General features: G+C 62.9%; 24 protein-coding genes. 10 read left to right on the top strand and 14 right to left on the bottom strand.

The window, feature by feature from the left end; all coding sequences use genetic code 11:
* Nucleotides 1-2 precede the first annotated feature (2 nt).
* Both QF118_RS04480 and QF118_RS04475 read right to left on the bottom strand, forming a co-directional pair.
* Nucleotides 3-623, bottom strand: coding sequence for a LysE family translocator (locus tag QF118_RS04480; RefSeq protein WP_282301450.1), 621 nt, complete (start codon nt 621-623; stop codon nt 3-5).
* Nucleotides 620-1414: a uracil-DNA glycosylase gene (locus QF118_RS04475; RefSeq protein WP_282301449.1), complete on the bottom strand. Its 795-nt coding sequence runs from the start codon at nt 1412-1414 to the stop codon at nt 620-622. The genes QF118_RS04480 and QF118_RS04475 overlap by 4 nt, the downstream gene beginning before the upstream one ends.
* A gap of 203 nt (nt 1415-1617) precedes the next feature.
* Between QF118_RS04475 and QF118_RS04470 the strand changes: the two genes are divergently transcribed.
* The 6 genes from QF118_RS04470 (at nt 1618) to plsY (ending at nt 6041) form a co-directional block, all read left to right on the top strand.
* Nucleotides 1618-2568, top strand: coding sequence for an aspartate carbamoyltransferase catalytic subunit (locus tag QF118_RS04470; protein WP_282301448.1), 951 nt, complete (start codon nt 1618-1620; stop codon nt 2566-2568).
* Complete coding sequence (locus tag QF118_RS04465) at nt 2565-3107, top strand: aspartate carbamoyltransferase catalytic subunit (protein ID WP_282301447.1); 543 nt, start codon at nt 2565-2567, stop codon at nt 3105-3107. The genes QF118_RS04470 and QF118_RS04465 overlap by 4 nt, the downstream gene beginning before the upstream one ends.
* Nucleotides 3104-3685 (top strand): aspartate carbamoyltransferase catalytic subunit, encoded by a 582-nt coding sequence (locus tag QF118_RS04460; RefSeq protein ID WP_282301446.1) that lies wholly within the window; start codon nt 3104-3106, stop codon nt 3683-3685. The genes QF118_RS04465 and QF118_RS04460 overlap by 4 nt, the downstream gene beginning before the upstream one ends.
* On the top strand, nt 3682-4074 hold the full coding sequence (locus tag QF118_RS04455) for a hypothetical protein (RefSeq protein ID WP_282301445.1): 393 nt from the start codon (nt 3682-3684) through the stop codon (nt 4072-4074). Before QF118_RS04460 ends, QF118_RS04455 begins: the two co-directional genes overlap by 4 nt.
* Entirely contained in the window at nt 4071-5357 is a 1287-nt protein-coding gene (gene pyrC, locus QF118_RS04450; protein WP_282301444.1) for a dihydroorotase, read from the top strand. Before QF118_RS04455 ends, pyrC begins: the two co-directional genes overlap by 4 nt.
* A gap of 87 nt (nt 5358-5444) precedes the next feature.
* Nucleotides 5445-6041: a glycerol-3-phosphate 1-O-acyltransferase PlsY gene (gene plsY, locus QF118_RS04445; RefSeq protein ID WP_282301443.1), complete on the top strand. Its 597-nt coding sequence runs from the start codon at nt 5445-5447 to the stop codon at nt 6039-6041.
* A gap of 24 nt (nt 6042-6065) precedes the next feature.
* Here the strand turns inward: plsY and QF118_RS04440 are convergent, their stop codons facing one another.
* Both QF118_RS04440 and QF118_RS04435 read right to left on the bottom strand, forming a co-directional pair.
* Complete coding sequence (locus tag QF118_RS04440; RefSeq protein ID WP_282301442.1) at nt 6066-6872, bottom strand: alpha/beta fold hydrolase; 807 nt, start codon at nt 6870-6872, stop codon at nt 6066-6068.
* Nucleotides 6869-7468: a 2-hydroxychromene-2-carboxylate isomerase gene (locus QF118_RS04435; protein ID WP_282301441.1), complete on the bottom strand. Its 600-nt coding sequence runs from the start codon at nt 7466-7468 to the stop codon at nt 6869-6871. Before QF118_RS04435 ends, QF118_RS04440 begins: the two co-directional genes overlap by 4 nt.
* Before the next feature lie 96 nt (nt 7469-7564).
* Between QF118_RS04435 and QF118_RS04430 the strand changes: the two genes are divergently transcribed.
* Nucleotides 7565-8572, top strand: a complete 1008-nt coding sequence (locus QF118_RS04430) for a ribose-phosphate pyrophosphokinase (RefSeq protein ID WP_282301440.1) — start codon at nt 7565-7567, stop codon at nt 8570-8572.
* Nucleotides 8573-8620: 48 nt separating this feature from the next.
* On the opposite strand, the gene QF118_RS04425 is transcribed toward QF118_RS04430, so the two are convergent.
* The 9 genes from QF118_RS04425 to QF118_RS04385 all read right to left on the bottom strand — a co-directional run bounded on the left by QF118_RS04425 (nt 8621) and on the right by QF118_RS04385 (nt 15706).
* Nucleotides 8621-9028, bottom strand: coding sequence for a DUF1801 domain-containing protein (locus QF118_RS04425; protein WP_282301439.1), 408 nt, complete (start codon nt 9026-9028; stop codon nt 8621-8623).
* Complete coding sequence (locus tag QF118_RS04420) at nt 9025-9477, bottom strand: SMI1/KNR4 family protein (protein WP_282301438.1); 453 nt, start codon at nt 9475-9477, stop codon at nt 9025-9027. The genes QF118_RS04425 and QF118_RS04420 overlap by 4 nt, the downstream gene beginning before the upstream one ends.
* Before the next feature lie 53 nt (nt 9478-9530).
* Nucleotides 9531-9881, bottom strand: coding sequence for an H-type lectin domain-containing protein (locus QF118_RS04415; RefSeq protein WP_282301437.1), 351 nt, complete (start codon nt 9879-9881; stop codon nt 9531-9533).
* Between the two features lie 91 nt (nt 9882-9972).
* Nucleotides 9973-10632 carry a MarC family protein gene (locus QF118_RS04410; RefSeq protein ID WP_282301436.1) on the bottom strand — a complete coding sequence of 220 codons (660 nt, stop codon included), beginning with the start codon at nt 10630-10632 and terminating at the stop codon, nt 9973-9975.
* Between the two features lie 148 nt (nt 10633-10780).
* Complete coding sequence (locus QF118_RS04405) at nt 10781-11215, bottom strand: F0F1 ATP synthase subunit epsilon (protein ID WP_282301435.1); 435 nt, start codon at nt 11213-11215, stop codon at nt 10781-10783.
* A 53-nt stretch (nt 11216-11268) separates the two neighbouring features.
* Nucleotides 11269-12693 carry a F0F1 ATP synthase subunit beta gene (gene atpD / locus QF118_RS04400; protein WP_282301434.1) on the bottom strand — a complete coding sequence of 475 codons (1425 nt, stop codon included), beginning with the start codon at nt 12691-12693 and terminating at the stop codon, nt 11269-11271.
* A 16-nt stretch (nt 12694-12709) separates the two neighbouring features.
* Nucleotides 12710-13588, bottom strand: coding sequence for a F0F1 ATP synthase subunit gamma (locus tag QF118_RS04395; RefSeq protein WP_282301433.1), 879 nt, complete (start codon nt 13586-13588; stop codon nt 12710-12712).
* Nucleotides 13589-13600: 12 nt separating this feature from the next.
* On the bottom strand, nt 13601-15139 hold the full coding sequence (atpA, locus tag QF118_RS04390; RefSeq protein WP_282301432.1) for a F0F1 ATP synthase subunit alpha: 1539 nt from the start codon (nt 15137-15139) through the stop codon (nt 13601-13603).
* Nucleotides 15140-15706 carry a F0F1 ATP synthase subunit delta gene (locus QF118_RS04385; RefSeq protein ID WP_282301431.1) on the bottom strand — a complete coding sequence of 189 codons (567 nt, stop codon included), beginning with the start codon at nt 15704-15706 and terminating at the stop codon, nt 15140-15142.
* Between the two features lie 471 nt (nt 15707-16177).
* Here QF118_RS04385 and QF118_RS04380 point away from each other — a divergent pair, with 471 nt between their 5' ends.
* Both QF118_RS04380 and QF118_RS04375 read left to right on the top strand, forming a co-directional pair.
* A complete protein-coding gene (locus tag QF118_RS04380; RefSeq protein ID WP_282301430.1) occupies nt 16178-17611 on the top strand; it encodes a calcium-binding protein in 1434 nt (477 codons plus the stop codon).
* A 247-nt stretch (nt 17612-17858) separates the two neighbouring features.
* Nucleotides 17859-19601 carry a calcium-binding protein gene (locus QF118_RS04375; protein ID WP_282301429.1) on the top strand — a complete coding sequence of 581 codons (1743 nt, stop codon included), beginning with the start codon at nt 17859-17861 and terminating at the stop codon, nt 19599-19601.
* A 55-nt stretch (nt 19602-19656) separates the two neighbouring features.
* Here the strand turns inward: QF118_RS04375 and QF118_RS04370 are convergent, their stop codons facing one another.
* Complete coding sequence (locus QF118_RS04370) at nt 19657-20412, bottom strand: methyltransferase domain-containing protein (RefSeq protein ID WP_282301428.1); 756 nt, start codon at nt 20410-20412, stop codon at nt 19657-19659.
* Nucleotides 20413-20474: 62 nt separating this feature from the next.
* On the opposite strand from QF118_RS04370, the gene gloB reads away from it, so the two are divergent.
* The gene (gloB, locus tag QF118_RS04365) at nt 20475-21236 is read left to right on the top strand and encodes a hydroxyacylglutathione hydrolase (RefSeq protein WP_282301427.1); all 762 of its coding nucleotides are present in this window, start codon (nt 20475-20477) and stop codon (nt 21234-21236) included.
* Nucleotides 21237-21267 lie beyond the last annotated feature (31 nt).

Raw genomic sequence — 21267 nt, 5'->3', positions numbered from 1 at the left:
TTTCACCGTGTTGAGGTCAGCGCCAGCCGCACGGCAAGGCCCGCGAACAGCGTGGCCGACAGCCAGCGCAGCACCCGGTCGGCCACCGACCCGCCGGTCAGCCCGGCGCGCAGGTATCCGGCGAATTGCCCGACCAGCCCGTTGATCACCAGCCCGCCCAGCGACAGCACCATTCCGAAGATCAGGAACTGCGGCAGGATCGCCCGGTCAGGCGTCACGAATTGCGGCACAAAGGCCAGGATGAACAGGATCACCTTGGGGTTGGTCATGTTCACCGCAAAGCCCTGCACAAAGGCCTGCGCCGGGCGCAGCCCCTTGCCCTGCGGCCCGCCAATGGGCGCGCGCAGTGTCTTGACCGCCAGCCACAGCAGATAGGCCACGCCGCCCCAGCGAATCGCCTCGAAAGCGGCGGGAAAGGTCGCCAGAAGCGCGCTAAGCCCCAGCCCTGCCAGCGCCGCATGCACCAGCCCCCCCGCCGCGATCCCGGCCGAGGCCGCCCAGCCGGGCCGCGCGCCACCGCGCAAGCCCTGCGCCAGGCAGAACATCATGTCCGCCCCCGGCGTCAGGTTCAGGGCCAGCCCCGCCGGAACAAAGGCAAGCAGAACGATCAGATCAACGCTCATTTGCCTGATGCCTCCAGCCGGGTCCTCAGCTCTAGCAGATCGGCCCATGCTTCGCGTTTGGCCGCGGGCGTGCGCAGAAGGTAGGCGGGGTGAAACATCGGCAGCGCCGGGCGGCCGGCAACCTCGGTCCATTGCCCGCGCAGCCGCGTGATCCCGCGTTTGCCCAGCAAAGCCTGGCAACTGATGTTCCCGGCGATCACCAGCAGGTCTGGATCGACCAAGGCGATGTGGCGCTGCAGAAAGGGCAGCATCATGGCGATCTCGTCCGGTTTGGGGTCGCGGTTCTGCGGCGGGCGCCAGGGCAGGACGTTGGTGATATAGACGCTGTCGTCACGCGACAAATCAATTGCCGCCAGCATCCGGTCCAGCAACTGCCCCGCCTTGCCGACAAACGGTTTGCCAATGCGGTCCTCGTCGCGGCCGGGGGCTTCGCCGATGATCATCACGCGGCCTGCGGGATTGCCGTCGCAAAACACAAGGTTGCGCGCCCCGCGCTTCAACTCGCAGTGTTCAAAGGCCTCCATCGCAGCGCGCAGACCCGCCAGGTCGGCGGCGGCCTTGGCGCTGGCCAGGGCCACCTCGACCGGGTCCGGCCCTTTTTCAGGCACGACGATGCCGGGGGCCGTGCGGGCGACAGCCACCTGCGCCTTTTGCGATGCGGCGGCTTCGCGGGCGGCCTGCTCGATCGCGAAACGGTCGATCGGGCGGTCCGAGATCGCCTCGTCCACCCCCATCTCGAACTGCCACTCCAAAAGAGCGCGCGCCGTATGCCAATCCAAAGCCGATTCCATTTCGGCACCCTACCCCCGCACAAGGGGCAAAGGAAATGCGCCCTCTTGCCCGGATGCGCAAAATCCCCCCGGCGCAGTCAACACCGCGCCCCGGCCCCCCAAGCCGCGGGGTGGGCGGGTGGGCGCGGCTTCAAGGGCGCTGGCACCACTTGCCCCCAAGCCTTTCGCTTTCTATTACGAAAGCAGACAAACACGAGGGCACCATGCGTTTCGATCACCGCCACCTTCTGGGCATCGAGCCCCTGCGCCCCGACGAGATCACGACCGTACTGGATCTGGCCGACCAATATGTCGGCTTCAACCGCCGCCGGGACAAACACGCCAGCGCACTGGCAGGTCTGACCCAGATCAACATGTTCTTCGAAAACTCGACCCGCACCCAGGCCAGTTTCGAACTGGCGGGCAAACGGCTGGGCGCGGACGTGATGAACATGTCGATGCAGGCCAGCTCGATCAAGAAGGGTGAAACCCTGATCGACACCGCCATGACGCTGAACGCCATGCACCCCGATCTGCTGGTTGTGCGGCACCCGCATTCCGGCGCTGTCGACCTGCTGGCGCAAAAGGTGAACTGCGCGGTTCTGAACGCCGGCGACGGCAAGCACGAGCACCCCACCCAGGCCCTGCTGGACGCCTTGACGATCCGCCGGGCCAAGGGCCGCCTGCACCGCCTGAACATCGCCATCTGCGGCGACATTGCCCATTCGCGCGTGGCGCGCAGCAACATCCTGCTGCTGCACAAGATGGAAAACCGCATCCGCCTTGTCGGACCTTCGACCCTGATGCCCTCGGGGATCGAACACTTTGGCGTCGAGGTCTACGACAACATGGAAGAGGGGCTGAAAGACGTCGACGTCGTCATGATGCTGCGCCTGCAAAAGGAACGCATGGACGGCGGGTTCATCCCGTCTGAACGCGAGTATTACCACCGTTATGGGCTGGACGCCGAAAAGCTGGCCAAGGCCAAGCCCGACGCCATCGTCATGCACCCCGGCCCGATGAACCGCGGCGTCGAGATCGACGGCACCCTGGCCGACGACATCAACCGCAGCGTCATCCAGGATCAGGTCGAAATGGGTGTCGCCGTGCGCATGGCAGCGATGGATCTTCTGGCACGCAACCTGCGCGCCCGCCCCAAAGAGGTGATGGTATGACCAGCATGCTGATCAACGGGTCGGAAACCGGCACCGTCCGCCTGTTCCACCTGGACCTGCCGCCCGAGGCGATCGAGCGTTTCACCACCATGGCCGGCACCGGCGAATGGCCGCTGAAATACGGTCTGGGCGCCAAGACCCTGCGCCCCGCCTTTGTCGACGTCGTCAGCATTCGCGACCTCGAGGACATGCCGCTGTCGCGCTACATGGCCGAGGCGCACAACGCCTCGGGTGCGGATTTCAACGCGGCGCGTCCGCAGATCGACGCCCTGAAGGGCCATGTGCTGATCCTGCCCAGCCAGGCCTTTGACAACACCACCCAGACCCTGACCGTCGCCGCGCCGCTGCGCTGGGTCGGCACCTTTTCCGAACTGGCCCCCAAGGCACGCGGCGCGCGGCTGCGGACGGATTCGGCCAAGGGCATCGAGTCGGCTGACGGCCCGGTATCGCCGCCTCTGAACATCCCCAAGTTTCTGATCCTGGCCGCCATCGGCGTCGTCGCCCTGGTGGCGTTGGTCCTGGTCCGGGTGCTGGGATGACCGAAACCGGCCCGGCCAGCGCGGCGCCTCTTTCGCCGCCCCCCGGATGGGAGGGGCTGCTTGACCCCGGCGAAGTGATCCTGTGGCAGGCGCGCCCGGCGCCCGGCCTGTCGCTTGGCCGTGTCCAGCCGATGCGGCATGTCATGGGTTTGATCTTTGTCACCTTTTCGTTGTTCTGGATGTCGGTGGCCAGCAGCATCACGGGCCAGATCAAAGAAGGCCCTGTCGGGCTGTTTCCGCTGTTCGGGTTGATCTTTCTGGCAATCGGGATGTGGAATGCCGGGCTGTTCGTGATCTGGAATGCCTTTGTGCGCCGGTTCACCACCTATACGCTGACCAACCGGCGCGGCTTTGTCGCCTCCAATACGCCCCTTCTGGGCCGCAAGCTGAAATCCTATCCGATCCAGCCCGATACGCCGCTTGAATTCGAAGGCGACGATCCCGGCACCATCTGGTTCGCCGAACGCCACGTGATGACCAAGAACGGATCACACCGGCACCGCATCGGCTTTGAACGCATCCCCGAGGCGCGCAAGGTCTATGCCCTGCTGCGCCAGATCCAGAGAGGAGAGGCATGATGCGTTTTTCGCCCGATCGCAGGACCTATATCCAATCCCACCTGACCCTTGCCGCCATCGCCATGGCGGCCGGCATGGCCATCCTTTGGCTGGCGGGCAATCCGCATGTCTGGACCGGGGCCATCGGCGGGCTGGCCGCCGTGTCGCTGCGCGGCTGGTACCTCATGGACGAAGAGCTGGGCCACCACTGGGACATGGTCGACGGCGCGCTGAACGGCCCTGCCGGGCGGCTTGTCCTGCTGGACCAGGTCGCCAGGCTGCGCGCCCTCGGCTCGGCGGTGCAGATCATTACCAGGACCGGGGACAAACACCTGATCAAGTTCCAGGCCGACCCGCAGGCCGCCATCGCCCGGATCGACGCCGCCCGCGCGCAAGGAAGCACCACATGACCAAGACCCTTTTCCTCAACGCCCGCCTGATCGACCCCGAACAAGACGAGGTTGTCCATGGTGCTCTGCTGGTTGTCGACGGCAAGATCGTCGAGACCATCACCGGACAGGATCGCCTTGGATCGCATGACGACGCCGAAGTCATCGACTGCGACGGCGCCTTTCTGGCCCCCGGAATCGTCGATATCGGCGTCAAGGTCGGCGAACCGGGCGAACGCCACAAGGAAAGCTACAAGACCGCAGGTCTGGCGGCGGCGGCGGGCGGCGTGACCACCATCGTCACGCGCCCCGACACCGCCCCCGCCATCGACACGCCCGAGGCGCTGAGCTTTATCCTCGAGCGGGCCGAGGACGACTGCCCGGTGCATGTTCTGCCCATGGCCGCCCTGACCAAGGGCCGCGAAGGCCGCGAGATGACCGAGATCGGATTTCTCATGGATGCGGGCGCCGTCGGCTTTACCGATTGCGACCGTGTCGTGACCGATACCAAGGTGCTGGTGCGCGCCATGACCTATGCGCGCAGCCTGAACGCGCTGATCATGGGCCACCCGCAGGAACCCGTGCTGTCAAATGGCGCCGCGGTCACCTCGGGCAAATTCGCGACGCTGCGCGGGTTGCCCGGCGTGTCGCAAATGGCCGAACGCATGGGGCTGGACCGCGACATCGCGATGATCGAGATGACCGGGGTCAAATACCACGCCGACCAGATCACCACCGCCCGCGCCCTGCCCGCGCTGGAACGCGCCAAGAACAATGGGCTGGACATCACGGCTGGCACCTCGATGCACCACCTGACGCTGAACGAACTGGACGTCGCGGATTACCGCACCTTCTTCAAGGTCAAGCCGCCGCTGCGCAGCGAAGACGACCGTCAGGCAGTGATCGAGGCGATCCGCAGCGGGTTGATCGACATCATCGGCAGTTTCCACACCCCCCAGGACGAAGAAAGCAAACGCCTGCCTTACGAAGAGGCCGCCAGCGGTGCCGTGGGTCTGGAAACCATGCTGCCGGTGCTGCTGCGCCTGTACCATTCCGGCGAACTGACCCTGCCCACCCTGTTCCGCGCCCTGTCGCTGAACCCCGCCAAACGGCTGGGGCTCGAGGCCGGGCGGCTGTCCGTCGGCGCGCCCGCCGATCTTGTGCTGTTCGATGCGGACAAGCCGCTGGTGCTGGATCGGTTCAAGCTGCGCTCGAAATCCAAGAACACCCCCTTTGACGGCGCGCGCCTTCAGGGCAAGGTGCTGGGAACATGGGTCGCGGGCAACCGCGTGTTCGGCGCGTAAGCACAAGGGCACCCCGCCCCGGGCAAGGCCCACTGACAAGAACCGCTGCGGACCCGGCCACAGGGCCCCGCCATCAAGGAGGACACCATGTCCGGCGATATGCTTTCCCTGATCCTCTGGATCGTCATCGGTTACCTTCTTGGCACGATCCCCTTCGGCATCGTCATCAGCCGCGCCATGGGGCTGGGCGATCTGCGCAAGATCGGGTCGGGCAACATCGGTGCGACCAATGTCCTGCGGACCGGCAACAAGGGCGCCGCTGCCGCCACGCTTGTTCTGGATGGGTTCAAGGGCGCGCTGGCCGTCTTGCTGGCGCTGTGGCTGGCACCCGAGGGCGTGGCCAAGTGGGCCGGCCTTGCGGCACTGGTCGGGCATTGTTACCCGGTCTGGCTGCGGTTCAAGGGCGGCAAGGGCGTGGCGACCTACCTGGGCGTGGTGCTTGCGCTCAGCTGGCCGGTCGGGCTTTTGTGCTGCGCCACATGGCTGTTCGCGGCGGTGATTTCGCGCATTTCGTCCGTGGGGGCCTTGACCGCCGCCATGTCGACGACGGTCTGGATGTTCATGATGGCGCGGGTCGATCTGTTGGTCATGGGGACCCTGATGACCGCCTTGATCTATTGGCGCCATCGCGCCAACCTGGCCCGGCTGCGCGAGGGAACAGAACCGAAGATCGGCAAGAAATAAACGGTGCCGGGGGGAAACCCCGCCCTACGTCGCGGACCGCATGGTGCCAAGGATTGCCTGCGCCACCTGATCCGGGTGCGTGACACTCAGCATGTGGCCGGCGCCGTCAATCACCATCTCTCGGGCATTTGGCAGGCGGTCCATCAGCCCTCCATGCACCAGCGCGATCATCGGCACCGTCTGCGCCCCGCGGATCAGCGTGACCGGACAGCGCAGCGCCTCCAACCCGCCCTTGGCCAACAGGCCGTGCAGATCGGCCCAAAGGCTGGGTTCGGTCGCCGCGACAAAGGGCATGCCGCGCGCCATGTCCTTTTGCACCGCGCTTGGGAAGCGGTCCCAGGGAATGCCGCCGCCCCAGATGTCATGGAACACCTGCGCCGCCTGCATCATGTCCCCGCCTTGATAGACGCCAAAGAACGCCTCTTCCCGGGCGCGATGGGCGTCAAAGCCGTCGCGCCCCCGGGCCGCCGCAAAGAAGACCGGCTCGATCAAGGAAACAGACGCCGCCCTGCCCGGGTGTTCAAGCGCCAGGCGCAGGGCGACCGTGGCGCCAAAGCTGTGACCGATCAGGTGCATGCCGGGTTCGAACAACCCGCGCACCGCGTCACAGGCCTGGTCATGCACGTCACCTTGATCGCGGAAAGGCGCACTGCGACCATGGCCAGGGAAATCCGGGGCGGTCAGGGTCACGCTGTCGTCCAATGACCCCGCCACCCCTTTCCACATCCCCGAAGTCCCCAGCCCGCAGTGCAGCGCCAGGGCGGCCATGGGGCCCGTTCCCAGCCGACGCACGTGCAGCGCCGGGGCCTGTTCCATATCCTTCGGCGTCAAAGATGTCCTGCCAGGTGCTGGTCAAGGTCGTCCAGCCGGTCCTGTCCCCAGAAATTCTGCCCGGTGTCGACGACATAGAACGGCGCGCCAAAGGCACCCTTGTCGACCGCCTCTTCTAGGTTGCGGGCATAGGTTTCCGCGCCCTCCAACAGGCCGCTGTCGGCCAGCTTTGGGTCAAAGCCCGCGTCGGCAAGGCAGGCCTTGATCACGGCGTCGTCGGCAATGTCCTTGTTTTCGGCCCAGCAGGCCCGCAGCAGGCCGTGGCACAGAGCCCCCAAGTCGCCGCCGCCAGCATTCTGCGCGGCGATCACCGCATAGGACGACGGCGCCATGTTGGTCGGCCAATGCGCCGGTTTCAGATTGAAGGCCATGCCGCGCTTTTTGGCCTGACGGGTCAGTTCCTGCAGGCGATAGGCCTGACGGTTGGGGTGACGCTGCGCCGGAGGGGTGCCACCCGTGCGGCCGAACAGGGCGATGACATCCAGCGGTTTGTAGGTGATCGTCGCGCCGTGACGGGCGGCGATCTCTTCCATCTGGGTGCCTGCAAGGTAGGCATAGGGCGACAAAGTCGTAAAAAAGTAGTCAATGTGGGCCATGTGGTCGCCTTTCGCGCGTGATGCTGGAAGGCAAACTAGGGCCATGCTAAGCGAACCGCAACGTCACGAATCCTTCATACTGCCGGAGCTGCCCCAATGCCGTCCATCATCGAACCCAAGCTGATCTCTGGCAACGCCAACAAACCCCTGGGCGAGGCAATCGCCCGCCGCATGTCGCTGTATCGCGGGATGAGCGTCGGACTGGTCGATGCCCGCGTCGAACGCTTTAACGACCAGGAGATTTTCGTCGAGGTCTACGAGAACGTCCGCGGTGAGGACATGTTCATCCTGCAAAGCACCTCGAACCCGGCGAACGACAACCTGATGGAACTGCTGATCATGGCCGACGCGCTGCGCCGGTCGTCGGCGGCGCGCATCACCGCCGTGATCCCCTATTTCGGCTACGCCCGTCAGGACCGCCGCACCAAGGCACGGACCCCGATTACCGCCAAGCTGGTCGCCAACATGATCGCCGAGGCCGGGATCGAACGGGTTCTGACCATGGACCTGCACGCGGCGCAAATTCAGGGCTTTTTCGACATTCCGGTGGACAACCTTTATGCCAGCCCGATCTTTGCGCTGGATATCCTCAAGCAGTTCAAGGACATGAGCGACGTCATGGTGATTTCGCCCGACGTCGGCGGCGTGGCCCGTGCGCGTGAACTGGCCAAGCGGATCAATGCGCCGCTGGCCATCGTGGACAAGCGCCGGGAAAAGCCCGGCGAGATCGCGGAAATGACCGTGATCGGTGACGTCACCGGCAAGAAATGCATCATCGTCGATGACATCTGCGACACCGCCGGCACGCTGTGCAAGGCCGCCGAGGTGCTGATCGAACACGGCGCCATCGAGGCGCATGCCTATATCAGCCATGGCGTCATGTCCGGCCCGGCGGTCGAGCGTGTGACCAATTCGGTGATGAAATCGCTGGTCCTGACGGATTCGATCCAACCGACCGACGCAGTTGCTCAGGCCCCGAACATCCGCATCCTGCCGACCGCGCCGATGTTTGCGCAATCTATCCTGAACATCTGGAACGGCACCTCGGTGTCCTCGCTGTTCGAAACGGAAACCCTGGGTCCGATCTACGAGGGTATCCTCTGAGATCCCTCAAAGGGCTTTCTTCCACGGCTGGCCGATCTCTTTGATTGGTCAGCCGTTTTCTTTTTTGAGACGGTAGGTGAGCGCGCTGCGGATGAGCGCATCCAAAGCCTGCGGGTCCGGTGGACTATCCGGATCAATCAGAAGCGCCCTGTTTCCGTCGTATCGGAACGCTGTCCCAAAGAGCGCGCGGTGATCGGCGATCACGCGGGTCTGGCAATGACAGAAGATTGCGACGCCTCCGGATTTGGGCAGGCCGAGGCGCAGGGGTGTTCCGACTTTTGACGCGTAGCTGGGCTGACCCCATTTCAGGCTTTCGTGCAGAGGGCCGATGCGGGGGTCTTCTGCGGCGAGCGATAGGATGCGGCTGCGTATGGCCAGCAGGGCCGAGCGCTCTCGCTCGGGGAAGGCCTCGAAGGCGGGCGCGACGGACGCGGGAATGGACCGGGAGTCAGTCATCCTTTGCGGAATATCCGCTCAAACAATCCTGGCTTCCCAAGTTCCACATACAGTTCGAGCCATTCTGAGAAGCTGTCTGCGAGCTTCGTTGTATCGTTGAAGTCATGATCCCAGAACCAGAGAGGCGCCGTTTCATGACGCGTTTTCATATCGTCCGAGGAAAAGCAAAATTTGTTTCCCATATGGTCCGAGGCGAAAACGATCAGGTTTTGGGGCAACCCGATGGGCCACCAATCCTCTGTTTCTCTGATGATTTCTGGGGGTTCATTGAATTGGCTGATGTCTGGAAGAAAAGGATATACGGGGCCTTGGTCATCAATAGCCTCAAGAAGATTAAGTCCGATGTCTGGCAAACCAACTTCCAGAACCTGATCTCGGTACTCCAACGGCAAGTGGATTTTCAACTCGGCCTCGACCATGTCGAGAGATTCCGGGCGCACTGCTATCATGTCTCGGTAACCGCTGTGCCAGCGGTCCGCGAAGCGCCGTAAAGCGGACGTCATCAATACAGTTCCCAATCGTCGTCGCTGGCCACTTCGCCGATGGCCATCCAGTTCATCCGCACCCGCGCCACGCGGGTGTCGGACCAGGTGCGAAATACCAGGTCAAACCCGGTTTCGGTGACCATTTCGGCTGCGATATCGGCGCGTACGTTGGCGCCCTGATCCATGTCCCACAGAGACAGGGCCACCTGAACCGTCGGGATGGATCGGAACGGTTCGGAAAACTTGATCTTCTTGCGCCGCTCACGCGACCCGTGGCCCGTCCACATGTCGCCGCCGCTGGCGAAGTCGGAAAAGACCTCGTCGTTGCCCTGATCGATACCGATAAGAGACCCTACGTATTTCTTCATGCCCGACCTCTGACAAATTCCTTTGGCGCAATGCCGTGGCCTTGGAATATGAAAGACAACAGGGGGCTATGGCAAGCCGCTGCTGCGGTTTTCAGGGCAGCACCGTGCCCTCGGCGGCCAGTGACAGCGCGCCCACGGCATCAAGCCCCAACAGAACCGCATCGACGGCCACGGTGGCCAGGACAATCCCCATGACGCGGCTGATGACCCCGGCGCCCGTGTTGCCCAGCACGCGTTTCAGGCGCGACCCAAGCAGAAGCAGCAGCAGGGTGAAGGCCAGAACGATCGTCAACAACCCGGCGGTCACGACCTGCTCCTCGATCGAGTGGCGGTGGTTGTCGGTCAGCACCACGATGGCGAGCATCGCGCCGGGTGACGCAATCGACGGCATGGCCAGCGGAAAGACCGCGCCGGACAGGTGGTCCCGTTCGGCGGTGGAAATTTCCTGATCCGGTTTGCTTTCACCAAAGATCATCGTCAGCGCAAACAGGAACAGGATCACGCCGCCGGCGATCTGGAACGACCCAAAGCGCAGCCCCAACCCTTCGAGCAGCAGCTGCCCGGCCACCAGAAAGGCCATCAGCACGATCCAGGCGACGATCACGGCGCGCAGGGCAAAACGCCAGTGCAGCGCGGCGGGAACGGCCGCAGTGGCGAAATAGAACACCGGCAAAGACCCGATCGGGTCGACAACCACGAAAAGCGTGATCAATTCGCGGACAATGCTGTCCCAGTTCAAAGAAAAGTCCATCTTGGTGCCCTGTTGTGACCCTGTGCACATAGGGTCTTTTGCAGCCGACATGAAAGGGCCGGCAGGCAAACGGCGACCGTCCGCCCATAAACGTGAAGGCCCCGCGCCGGAAAACCGGGCGGGGCCTGTCAGATCTTGTGAACCTTGCTTACAGCGACGGCTGTTTGGGATCCAGGCCGATATGGGTGCCGATGGCCACCATGTCCTGAAGCATCTTGACCGCGTCGTCGACGGGGCCAGGTTCGTTCACGAAGGTTTCCTTGGTCTTCTTGTAGACGGCGTGCGCCTCATCGACCAGGGCTTCGTAGGCGGCCTGATCCACATCCGCGCGCGGCAGGGCCTTTTCGGCCAGAACCGACAGGCTTTCACCGATCTCGGCGAAACCGCCGGTGACGACGAATTCCTGCACACCGCTTTCGGTTTCCACCTTGAGGATACCGGGACGCAGCGTCGTGATCGTCGGCGCGTGGTTCGGCATGGCGGTCATGTCGCCATCCGCACCGGGGATCTGCACGGACTTGACCTGCGTCGACAGCAGGCTGCGTTCCGGGCTGACCAGATCAAATTGCATAGTGTCTGCCATGGGTAACTCCTTTCACATCAGGGGCGCGTTGATGCGCCCCCGACAGGGTTTGTTTAGGCAGCTTCAGCAGCCAGCTTTTCAGCCTTGGCCAGCACTTCGTCGATGCCGCCAACCATGTAGAAGGCCGCTTCGGGAAGGTGGTCATACTTGCCGGCAACCACGTCCTTGAAGGATGCGATGGTGTCGGCCAGCGGAACCTGCACACCGTCCGAGCCGGTGAAGACCTTTGCAACGTCGAAGGGCTGCGACAGGAAGCGCTGGATCTTGCGGGCACGGGCCACGGTCAGCTTGTCCTCTTCGGACAGTTCGTCCATCCCGAGGATGGCGATGATGTCCTGGAGCGACTTGTAGCGCTGCAGGATACCCTGAACATCACGGGCCACGGCATAGTGCTCTTCACCAACGATCTGCGGGTCCATCAGACGCGAGGAGCTATCCAGCGGGTCCACGGCCGGGTAGATACCCAGTTCCGAGATCGCGCGGTTCAGAACCGTCGTTGCGTCAAGGTGCGCAAAGGTCGTTGCAGGCGCGGGGTCGGTAAGGTCGTCCGCGGGAACGTACACGGCCTGGATCGAGGTGATCGAGCCGTTCTTGGTCGAGGTGATGCGTTCCTGCATCGCGCCCATGTCGGTGGCCAGCGTCGGCTGATAGCCCACAGCCGAAGGAATACGGCCAAGAAGTGCGGACACCTCGGAACCGGCCTGCGTGAAGCGGAAGATGTTGTCGACAAAGAACAGAACGTCGGTGCCGGACTGGTCGCGGAACTGCTCGGCCAGGGTCAGGCCGGTCAGTGCAACGCGGGCACGGGCGCCCGGAGGCTCGTTCATCTGGCCGTACACAAGCGCCACCTGGGATTCTTCCAGGTTGTCGGGCTTGATGACGTTGGATTCGATCATCTCGTGATACAGGTCGTTGCCTTCACGGGTCCGTTCGCCAACGCCGGCGAACACGGAGTAACCCGAGTGCACCTTTGCGATGTTGTTGATCAGTTCCATGATCAGAACGGTCTTGCCCACGCCGGCGCCGCCGAACAGGCCGATCTTGCCGCCCTTGGAGTAGGGGGCCAGCAGGTCGATGACCTTGATCCCGGTTTCCAGAACTTCCGACGCGGTCGACTGCTCTTCGAACGAGGGTGCGGGCTGGTGGATCGAGCGGTACTCGGTCGCGTTCAGCGGTGCGCCTTCGTCAACCGGCTCGCCGATCACGTTCAGGATACGGCCCAGCGTTGCGTTGCCGACGGGAACCGAGATCGGGCCGCCGGTGTCGCGCACTTCCTGACCGCGGACCAGACCTTCGGTCGCGTCCATTGCGATGCAGCGCACGGTGTTTTCGCCAAGGTGCTGAGACACTTCCAACACCAGCTTCTTGCCGTTGTTTTCGGTGTTCAGTGCGTTCAGAATTTCCGGCAGGTGGTCTTCGAATTGAACGTCGACCACGGCGCCAATCACCTGGGTGATTTTGCCTTTTGCGTTTGCCATTAATCGTCTCCGGTTCTTAGAGCGCCTCGGCGCCCGAGATAATTTCGATCAGTTCGTTCGTGATGACGGCCTGACGCGAACGGTTGTACTGGATGGTCAGCTTGTCGATCATGTCGCCAGCGTTCCGCGTTGCGTTATCCATGGCCGACATCCGGGCGCCCTGTTCCGAGGCCCCATTTTCCAGCAAAGCCGAAAAAATCTGTGTCGCCACACCGCGCGGCAGCAGGTCGGCAAGGATGGCTTCTTCATCGGGCTCGTAATCATAGAGCGTCGATGCGCCGTCCTGGTCCCCGGTGCTTTCGTAAGCGGCCGGGATGATCTGCAATGCGGTCGGTTCCTGGCTGATGACGGATTTGAACGTGGCGTAGAAAATCGTCGCCACGTCGAATTCACCGGCATCGAAACGCGACAGGATATCGCGGGCGATGTCCTGGGCGTTGCCATAACCGACGCGCTTGACCTCGCTCAGATCGATGTGACCGATGGACAGGCTGCCATAGTCACGCTTCAGCTGTTCGCGGCCTTTCTTGCCGACGGTCAGGATCTTGACCGTCTTGCCAGCCGCTTTCAGCGTTTCGATCTTTGCCTTGGCCAGCTTTACGATGTTGGTGTTGAAACCACCGCAAAGCCCGCGTTCGGATGTCATCACGACGAGCAGATGCACGTCGTCCTTGCCCGTCCCGGCCAAAAGCCGGGGCGCGCTGTCACTGGTGCCGACCGATGCGGCCAACGACGCCATCACACCATTGAAACGGTCCGCATAGGGGCGGGCCGCTTCGGCCGCATCCTGGGCGCGGCGCAGTTTTGCTGCCGCGACCATCTGCATGGCCTTGGTGATCTTGCGGGTCGATTTGACCGACGCGATCCTTGTTTTAAGGTCCTTGAGATTTGGCATTGCCTTATCTCCTTACGCGAAGTCGGCGGCGAAATCGTCGAGTGCTGCCTTGATCTTGTCGGCCAGCTCGCCTTTGACTTTCTGATCGTTGGTTTCGATCTCGTTCAGAAGGTCGGCGTTCTTGCCGCGCAGGTGTGCCAGCAAGCCAGCTTCAAAGCGGCCAACATCGCCGACAGAGACCTTGTCCAGATAGCCGTTGGTGCCTGCGTAGATGACGCAGACGATTTCGGCGTTGGTCAGGGGCGAATACTGCGGCTGCTTCATCAGCTCGGTCAGACGGGCACCACGGGCCAGCAGGCGCTGGGTGGCGGCGTCAAGGTCAGAGCCGAACTGGGCAAAGGCCGCCATTTCGCGGTACTGGGCCAGCGACAGTTTCACCGGACCGGCAACCGAGGACATCGCCTTGGTCTGGGCCGAGGAGCCGACGCGCGAAACCGACAGACCGGTGTTCACGGCGGGGCGGATGCCCTGGTAGAACAGTTCGGTTTCCAGGAAGATCTGGCCGTCGGTGATCGAGATCACGTTGGTCGGAATAAACGCCGACACGTCGCCGCCCTGGGTTTCGATGATCGGCAGAGCCGTCAGCGAGCCCGAGCCGTTGTCTTCGTTCAGCTTTGCCGAACGCTCCAGCAGGCGCGAGTGAAGGTAGAAAACGTCGCCCGGATAGGCTTCGCGGCCCGGCGGGCGACGCAGCAGCAGGGACATCTGGCGGTAGGACACGGCCTGCTTGGACAGGTCATCATAGATGATCAGGGCGTGGCGGCCATTGTCGCGGAAGAATTCGGCCATTGCGGTCGCGGCGTAGGGCGCCAGGAACTGCATGGGCGCCGGGTCGGACGCGGTTGCGGCCACGACGATCGAATATTCGATCGCGCCGGTTTCTTCCAGCTTCTTCACCAGCTGGGCAACGGTCGAACGCTTCTGACCGATTGCAACATAGATGCAATACAGCTTTTTGCTTTCGTCGTCGCCGGCGGCTTCGTTGTAGGACTTCTGGTTCAGGATCGCGTCAAGGGCCACGGCGGTCTTGCCGGTCTGACGGTCGCCAATGATCAGCTCGCGCTGGCCACGGCCGATCGGGATCATGGCGTCGACGGCTTTCAGGCCGGTTGCCATGGGTTCGTGAACCGATTTACGCGGGATGATGCCCGGCGCCTTGACGTCGGCGATGCGACGCTCAGAGGCGTTCAGCGGGCCCTTGCCGTCCAGCGGGTTGCCCAGACCGTCAACAACGCGGCCCAGCAGTTCGTTGCCTGCGGGAACGTCCACGATCGAGTTGGTGCGCTTGACGGTGTCGCCTTCTTTGATGTCCCGGTCGGAACCGAAGATAACCACACCGACGTTGTCGGTTTCCAGGTTCAGGGCCATGCCCATGATGCCACCCGGGAACTCGACCATTTCACCAGCCTGAACGTTGTCGAGGCCATAGACACGGGCAATACCGTCACCGACGGAAAGCACGCGACCGACCTCGGCAACTTCGGCGTCCTTGCCGAAATTCTTGATCTGGTCCTTCAGGATCGCAGAAATCTCTGCTGCTTGGATACCCATTTATCCGACCTCTTTCATTGCATTCTGGAGGGAGTTGAGCTTGGCGCGGATCGACGTGTCGATCATCTTCGAGCCCACCTTGACGACAAGACCGCCGATGAGGCTTTCATCAACGGTCGCACTGATTTTGACGTCACTGCCCACCTGGGCCTTGAGCGTCTCTGCAAGTTTCTTGGACTGCGCTTCGGTCAGCGCCTGGGCCGACACCACCTCGGCGGTCACTTCGCCCTTTTCCGCTGCGATCATCTCGCGCAGGCGGCGGACCATGGCGGGCACCACGAACAGGCGACGCTTTTGCGCCATCAGGCCCAGCGTGTTCTGCAGCGCGGGGATCAGGCCCATTTTCTTGGCGATGGCCATGATGGCGCCGCCCTGTTCATCGCGCGAATAAATCGGCGACGACAGAAGGTCGCGCAACTCGGCGTTGCTTTCCAGCGTAGCCGACAGGTCATCAAGATTGGCTTCGAGCTTGGGAAGGTCTTTACCTTCCTTTACCAGCCCGAAGACGGCGGTGGCATAGCGCTCGGCGATGCCGGAGGAAACAGATGCTGATTCAGACACGTCCACCCTTCCGATATGACGCCCCCGTGTCGCACCGGTATCCCGGGCGGCCGAGGGCTTGGTCGCACCTTGAGTTGGTTCAAGGCAATACAGATTGGGGGCGGATGTAGCAGAGCGGCACCAACCTCGCAACATGCTAACACTCTTTTAAAGTTTCCGCTAAACGCCATGTTTTCAGACACTTGGCCAAAGTGCGACCTTGTGTGCACCATATTTGGTGCAAAAAAATGCGGTTTCACACTGTTTTACCGATTCCGAAGGCCTCCCGGACACCGCTTTTCCCCCGGACGCGACACCTTGGCGGGCGCCACCACCCTCCAATCTTGTTGAGCGTTTGGGCGGGAATTCAGGCCTGAATTGACAGAACGGACGGAATCGTCCCTGATTGACGTCATGTGACGTCCTTGTTTGGTGAGTTCCCCAGGGTACGGGGCCTTGTGACAAGGGTTCCCGTTCTTTCATCAAGGGGATTTGCCGATGTCGATGCTGATTTTGTTGGGCCTGGGGCTTGCCATGGCCTCGATGATGATCGGGGGCGGGTCGGACGTCCCCTCGGACGATCTGGACGAGGCGCTTCTGGCAGAGGAACCGGACGAACCCGAAACGCCCGAAGAACAGGACATCGGCGCCACGGTCCTGCAGAACGGCGATGGCAGCTATTCGGTCGAACTGGGCGAGGATGAAACCGGTTCGCTGGTTCTGGTCAATTACATTGACAGCGAAGACCTCGGAACGGGGCTGGGCGAATACTTCGAACAGCGCCTGTATTTGCTACCCGAGGATGCGACCATCGCAGAAGGTGACATTGATCAGGGCGTGCCGTGGTCGGACATGACCCTTGCCCAACTTGAGCAACAGCTGGGCCTGCAAACCCTGGCCGTCTGGGACCTTGGATCCATCACGCCAATCGACGACGAACCCTATGTACAGGACAACCGGATCGACGCCCCGGTCATCCAGGCCGATGCGCCGATCGCCGTCTATGATGTCATTGCCCAGACGGACGGCGATGAAATCCTTTCGATCCGGCCCGAAGATTACGTACCGCCACCGCCAACCTACAACGGCGCCGTGATCCAACCGGTGTCTGCGGACACGACCGGCACCGAAGCACCCGACTGGCTGGTGGCCGAGGCGGACGGGATCACCCTGTCCGGCCAAGGCGGTGATGACCGGCTTGACGCCAATGCGGGGCAGGTCACGCTTCGCGGTGGCGACGGTGACGACCAGATCAACATCTCTGCCCCGGGGGCCATCGCCTATGGCGACGCCGGCAACGACCAGTTCACCGTGGTCGCCGATGCCACTGTCTATGGCGGAACCGGCGACGACGGTTTGTCCAGCTACGGAAGTCAGACTTCGGCCACGCTTTATGGCGAGGCGGGCAATGACAACCTGATCGTGCTTTCCACAGGCAGTACAGCCTTTGGCGGCGCAGGTGACGATTTCGTCAGTATCGGAAACGACGCGACGGGCCATGGCGGGGCTGGCAACGATCAGTTACAGCTGGATCCGGGCGGCACGGCCCATGGCGGCCCGGGCGACGATTTCTTCTCGGTCTGGAATTTCTACAACAGTGAAGACGGCCCCGCCATCGCCACCGGAGGAGAGGGGGCCGATACCTTTGACCTGCGCCCGCGCAATCCCTACGGCGAAAGCGACGAACCCTACCTGCGCATCACCGACTTTGACCCCGACGAGGATGTTCTGCAGCTGGGCACCTTCAGCACCCCCAGCGCCGAAATCAGCCGGGTGACCCTCAACGAAGGTGGCGGGTCTGCCTATACCGATCTTGAAATCCATTTCCGTATCTCGCCCGAAGGCCCGCCCGTCGAACCGGGCGTGGCGGTCGTCCGGCTTGAAGGGGTCAGTGGCATCACCCTGAACGATCTTTCGATCGTATACGTGTAACACGCGCCCGCTTGGCTTCGGGTTTGCCTGCCTGAAAACGCGATCCTTCGCGCTTGTGCGCCATGGGACGGCGGGCGGGGCGACGCTTTGCAAAAGCGAGCGCCGTGCGGTGGCCCGACAAACGGATCAACTGGCGACCAAAGCCCGTGGAAGTCACGACCCAGCCACTCCCTTTCCTTGCGCCAAGCCCCATCCCGTGACACCCTGAACCGGCTTTTCTTGCAAATATTATCGGGACCCTGACACCATGGAATGGTCGTTTCTACTCGCGCTGCTGGCAGGGTTCTTCTTTTTCCAAGAAGACGATGGGTCATCGACCGACGACCAAGACTTTGACCCCTTCGACGACGACTTTCCCTTTCCGACGGATACGCCCGTTCATCCGGAACTTGCAGGTGCCACCCCTGGCACCGAATTCGACGACACCCTGCGGGCAACCTCCGACGATCAGGCCTTGCGCGGGCTCGCAGGCGATGACGACCTAAGTTCCGACTTAGAAGGCAACACCCTGTTCGGCGAAGACGGGAACGACACCCTCATGGCGGGCCACAAGGCCGAATTATACGGCGGCGAGGGTGACGACTGGCTCTGGGGCGACGATCACTCGACGCTGGATGGCGGGACGGGCAACGATACTCTGTGGGGTTTTGACGACAGCACCATAATGGGTAGGGACGGCGATGACCGACTGACCCTGCTAAGGGGCGGCGTCGCCGAAGGCGGTGAGGGCAACGATACCATCGCCGCCACCAACCCATCCTTTGGCGGCCCCTACACACCGGCCATCGGGCTTGGCCAGGGCGGGAATGACCTGCTGAGCATACACGGCAACGGCACCATCGACGGCGGCACCGGCGACGACACCCTGCGCGCCTATCTCGGCGAAAGCGATACCGGCACGGGTACCCTGACCGGCGGCAAGGGCGAAGACCACTTTGAGATCGGCACATATCCCTATGGAACCCTGGGCGATCCGCAGGACGTCGAGATATCGGATTACACCCCCGGCGAGGATCGCCTTGTTCTGGACCTTGGGCTTGGCCAGTCCGAATTTGACGCGGCGGGTCTGCCCGGCGGGCTGACCTTCACCAATGAAACCCTGTCGGTCGAGGTTGAAACCGGCGCTGGCAAGGGTTTTGACATCAAGCTGACCGGCATCACCGATCTGCCCCCCGAAGACATCTATCTGCACGACTACGTGACCGGCAAAGACCTGCCCTTCCTTGCGGCTGAGCCGGGCCAGACAACGACAACCCCCGACGCCGTCAACCTGTTTGGTGACGGCAATGACACGGTGACCCACGACACGGGCCGCGCCGTGATCAATCTGGGTGCGGGCGACAACACCATCTTCATCACAGGCGGCTCGCCCGAAGTGGTGGCGGGGGCAGGCGATGACACCTTTGTGCATTCCGCAACCGACGCCCCGGCCGAAACGCCCTATGTTGACCTGATTGAACCGGTACTGGTGCCCAAACCCGGGGACAACCCTGCCCTGGCCAGCTATTTCGGCGGCGAAGGCGACGACAGCTTCACCGTGACCGGCGATTACATCGAGGCCTTTGGCGAAGAAGGCGACGACAGCTTTATCGGCGCGCCGGGCAGCGGCTATGACGTGGCCTTCAATGGCGGCAGCGGAGCAGACAGCTATGATGTTCAGTTCGGTCAGGACGTATTCGATCGCGACCCGGGCAGCGCCGTGACCCTGACCATCACGCCCGAGGCGATGGCCGACGCCCGCGCAGGCGAAGACGCCGGCTGGTTGCCTGTCGATGCCGAGATTTCCGTCGTGGTGCCTGCCGGAACGCCGGGACCGTTTACCGTGGTGCCGGACACATCGAACCCCTACCAGAATTACGGCATCCGCCACTATTATCTGGTCGATGGCAGTGGCGTGGAACTGGCGCGCTTCGTCGGCGGGCCAGGCACGAGCTTCGAACCTGTACCCGGTACCTTGCCGTCCAATATCTCTGTGACCACGGCGCCGTGACGGGACGGCGGGCGGTGCGACGCTTTGCAAAAGCGAGCGCCGTGCGGCGGCCCGCTCAAACCGGCTTGGCGACCTTGCCGGGCTTCGGCGTCAGGACCTCAAGCGGGTTCAGCACCCGCGCCGCCTGATCCACCCCGCGCCGCGTCGGTGGATAGCGCTTGGACGCCACGACCATCATCACGCCCCCCGCCATGATCGCCGGAATGGCGCGTCCGGCGCTTTCCCACATCGGCGCGGTCTTCATCCAGAACCGCCGGGTCGAGGGCGGCTGATACAGGACCGAAACATGCGCTTCGGGGATGAAATCGTGGCGTTTCAGCTGCACCTCCAGCTGACCGCGCGAATAGGGGCGACCATAGCCAAAGGGCGTCGCGTCCGACCGCGCCCACAGCCCCGACCGGTTCGGCAGCACGAACAGCGCCTTGCCCCCCGGCCCCAGCACCCGGTAACATTCGTCCAGCAGCTCTGACGGGTTTTCCGAGGTTTCAAGCCCGTGCATCAGAATCAACCGGTCCACATGCCCCGTCTCGATCGGCCAGGACGTTTCTTCGCACAGCACGGACACATTCGGCATCCCGGCAGGCCAGGGCATCACCCCCTGCGGCGCGGGCATCAAACCGATCACCCGCCGCGATTGCGTCAGATAGGGGCGCAGCAGCGGCACGGCAAACCCGAAACCGGCCACGGTCTGCCCCTTCAACTTGGCCTCGGGCCAAAACCGCAGGGTCTGATTGCGGATCACCTTTTGCGCCGCACGCCCCAGCGCACTGCGATAATAGAAGTCCCGCAAGGTCTGCACATCCAGATGCATTGAAGTTCGGCCCTTGATGCGATTGACTGGGCGCAGTCTGACAAAGCGCGCAAGGAAAGACCATGCCTCTTGAGATCGTCACAGTCCCCTGCCTTTCGGACAACTACGCCTACCTCGTCAAAGGCCCCGACGGCGTCTGCGTGATCGACGCCCCCGAGGCCGCGCCGATCATCGCCGCTCTGGATGCGCGCGGCTGGACGCCCGGCGTCATCATGCTGACCCATCACCACTGGGACCACGTGCAGGGCGTCGATGAGCTGAAGGCGAAATACGGCTGCAAGGTCATGGGCCCCAAGGCCGAAGAGGACAAGCTGCCGCCGCTGGACATGGCCCTGCAAGAGGGCATGAACGGCGGAACCGGCGATGCCTATACCGTTCCCATCCATGTGCCCGGCCATACCCTTGGCCACATGGCCTATCACTTTCCCAATGCGGGCGCGGTCTTTACCGCCGACAGCCTGATGGCGCTGGGATGCGGGCGCATTTTCGAAGGCACGCCAGACATGATGTGGACCAGCCTTGGCAAGCTGGCCGCACTGCCGCCCGACACCATGGTTTACTCGGGTCATGAATACACCGCGTCGAACGCGAAATTCGCGCTGACCATTGAACCGGACAATTCCGCGCTTAAATCCCGTGCAGACGACATCGCAAAGGCTCGCGCGGCGGGCCTGCCCACCGCCCAGGTTCCGCTTTCCCTGGAACTGGCCACAAACCCCTTTTTGCGGGCCTCTGACCCGGGCGTCAAACGCGCCCTGGGAATGGAAAACGCGTCGGACTCAGCCGTCTTTGCCGAGATCCGCGCCCGCAAGGACCGTTTCTGACGCCGATCACGCCATTTTGCAGCGAAACCGC

It is taken from the genome of Tropicibacter oceani (assembly GCF_029958925.1).
Taxonomy (GTDB): Bacteria; Pseudomonadota; Alphaproteobacteria; order Rhodobacterales; family Rhodobacteraceae; genus Pacificoceanicola; species Pacificoceanicola oceani.
Note: the sequence above shows the minus strand (reverse complement) of the source record. Positions and strands in the feature narration are given on the sequence as shown.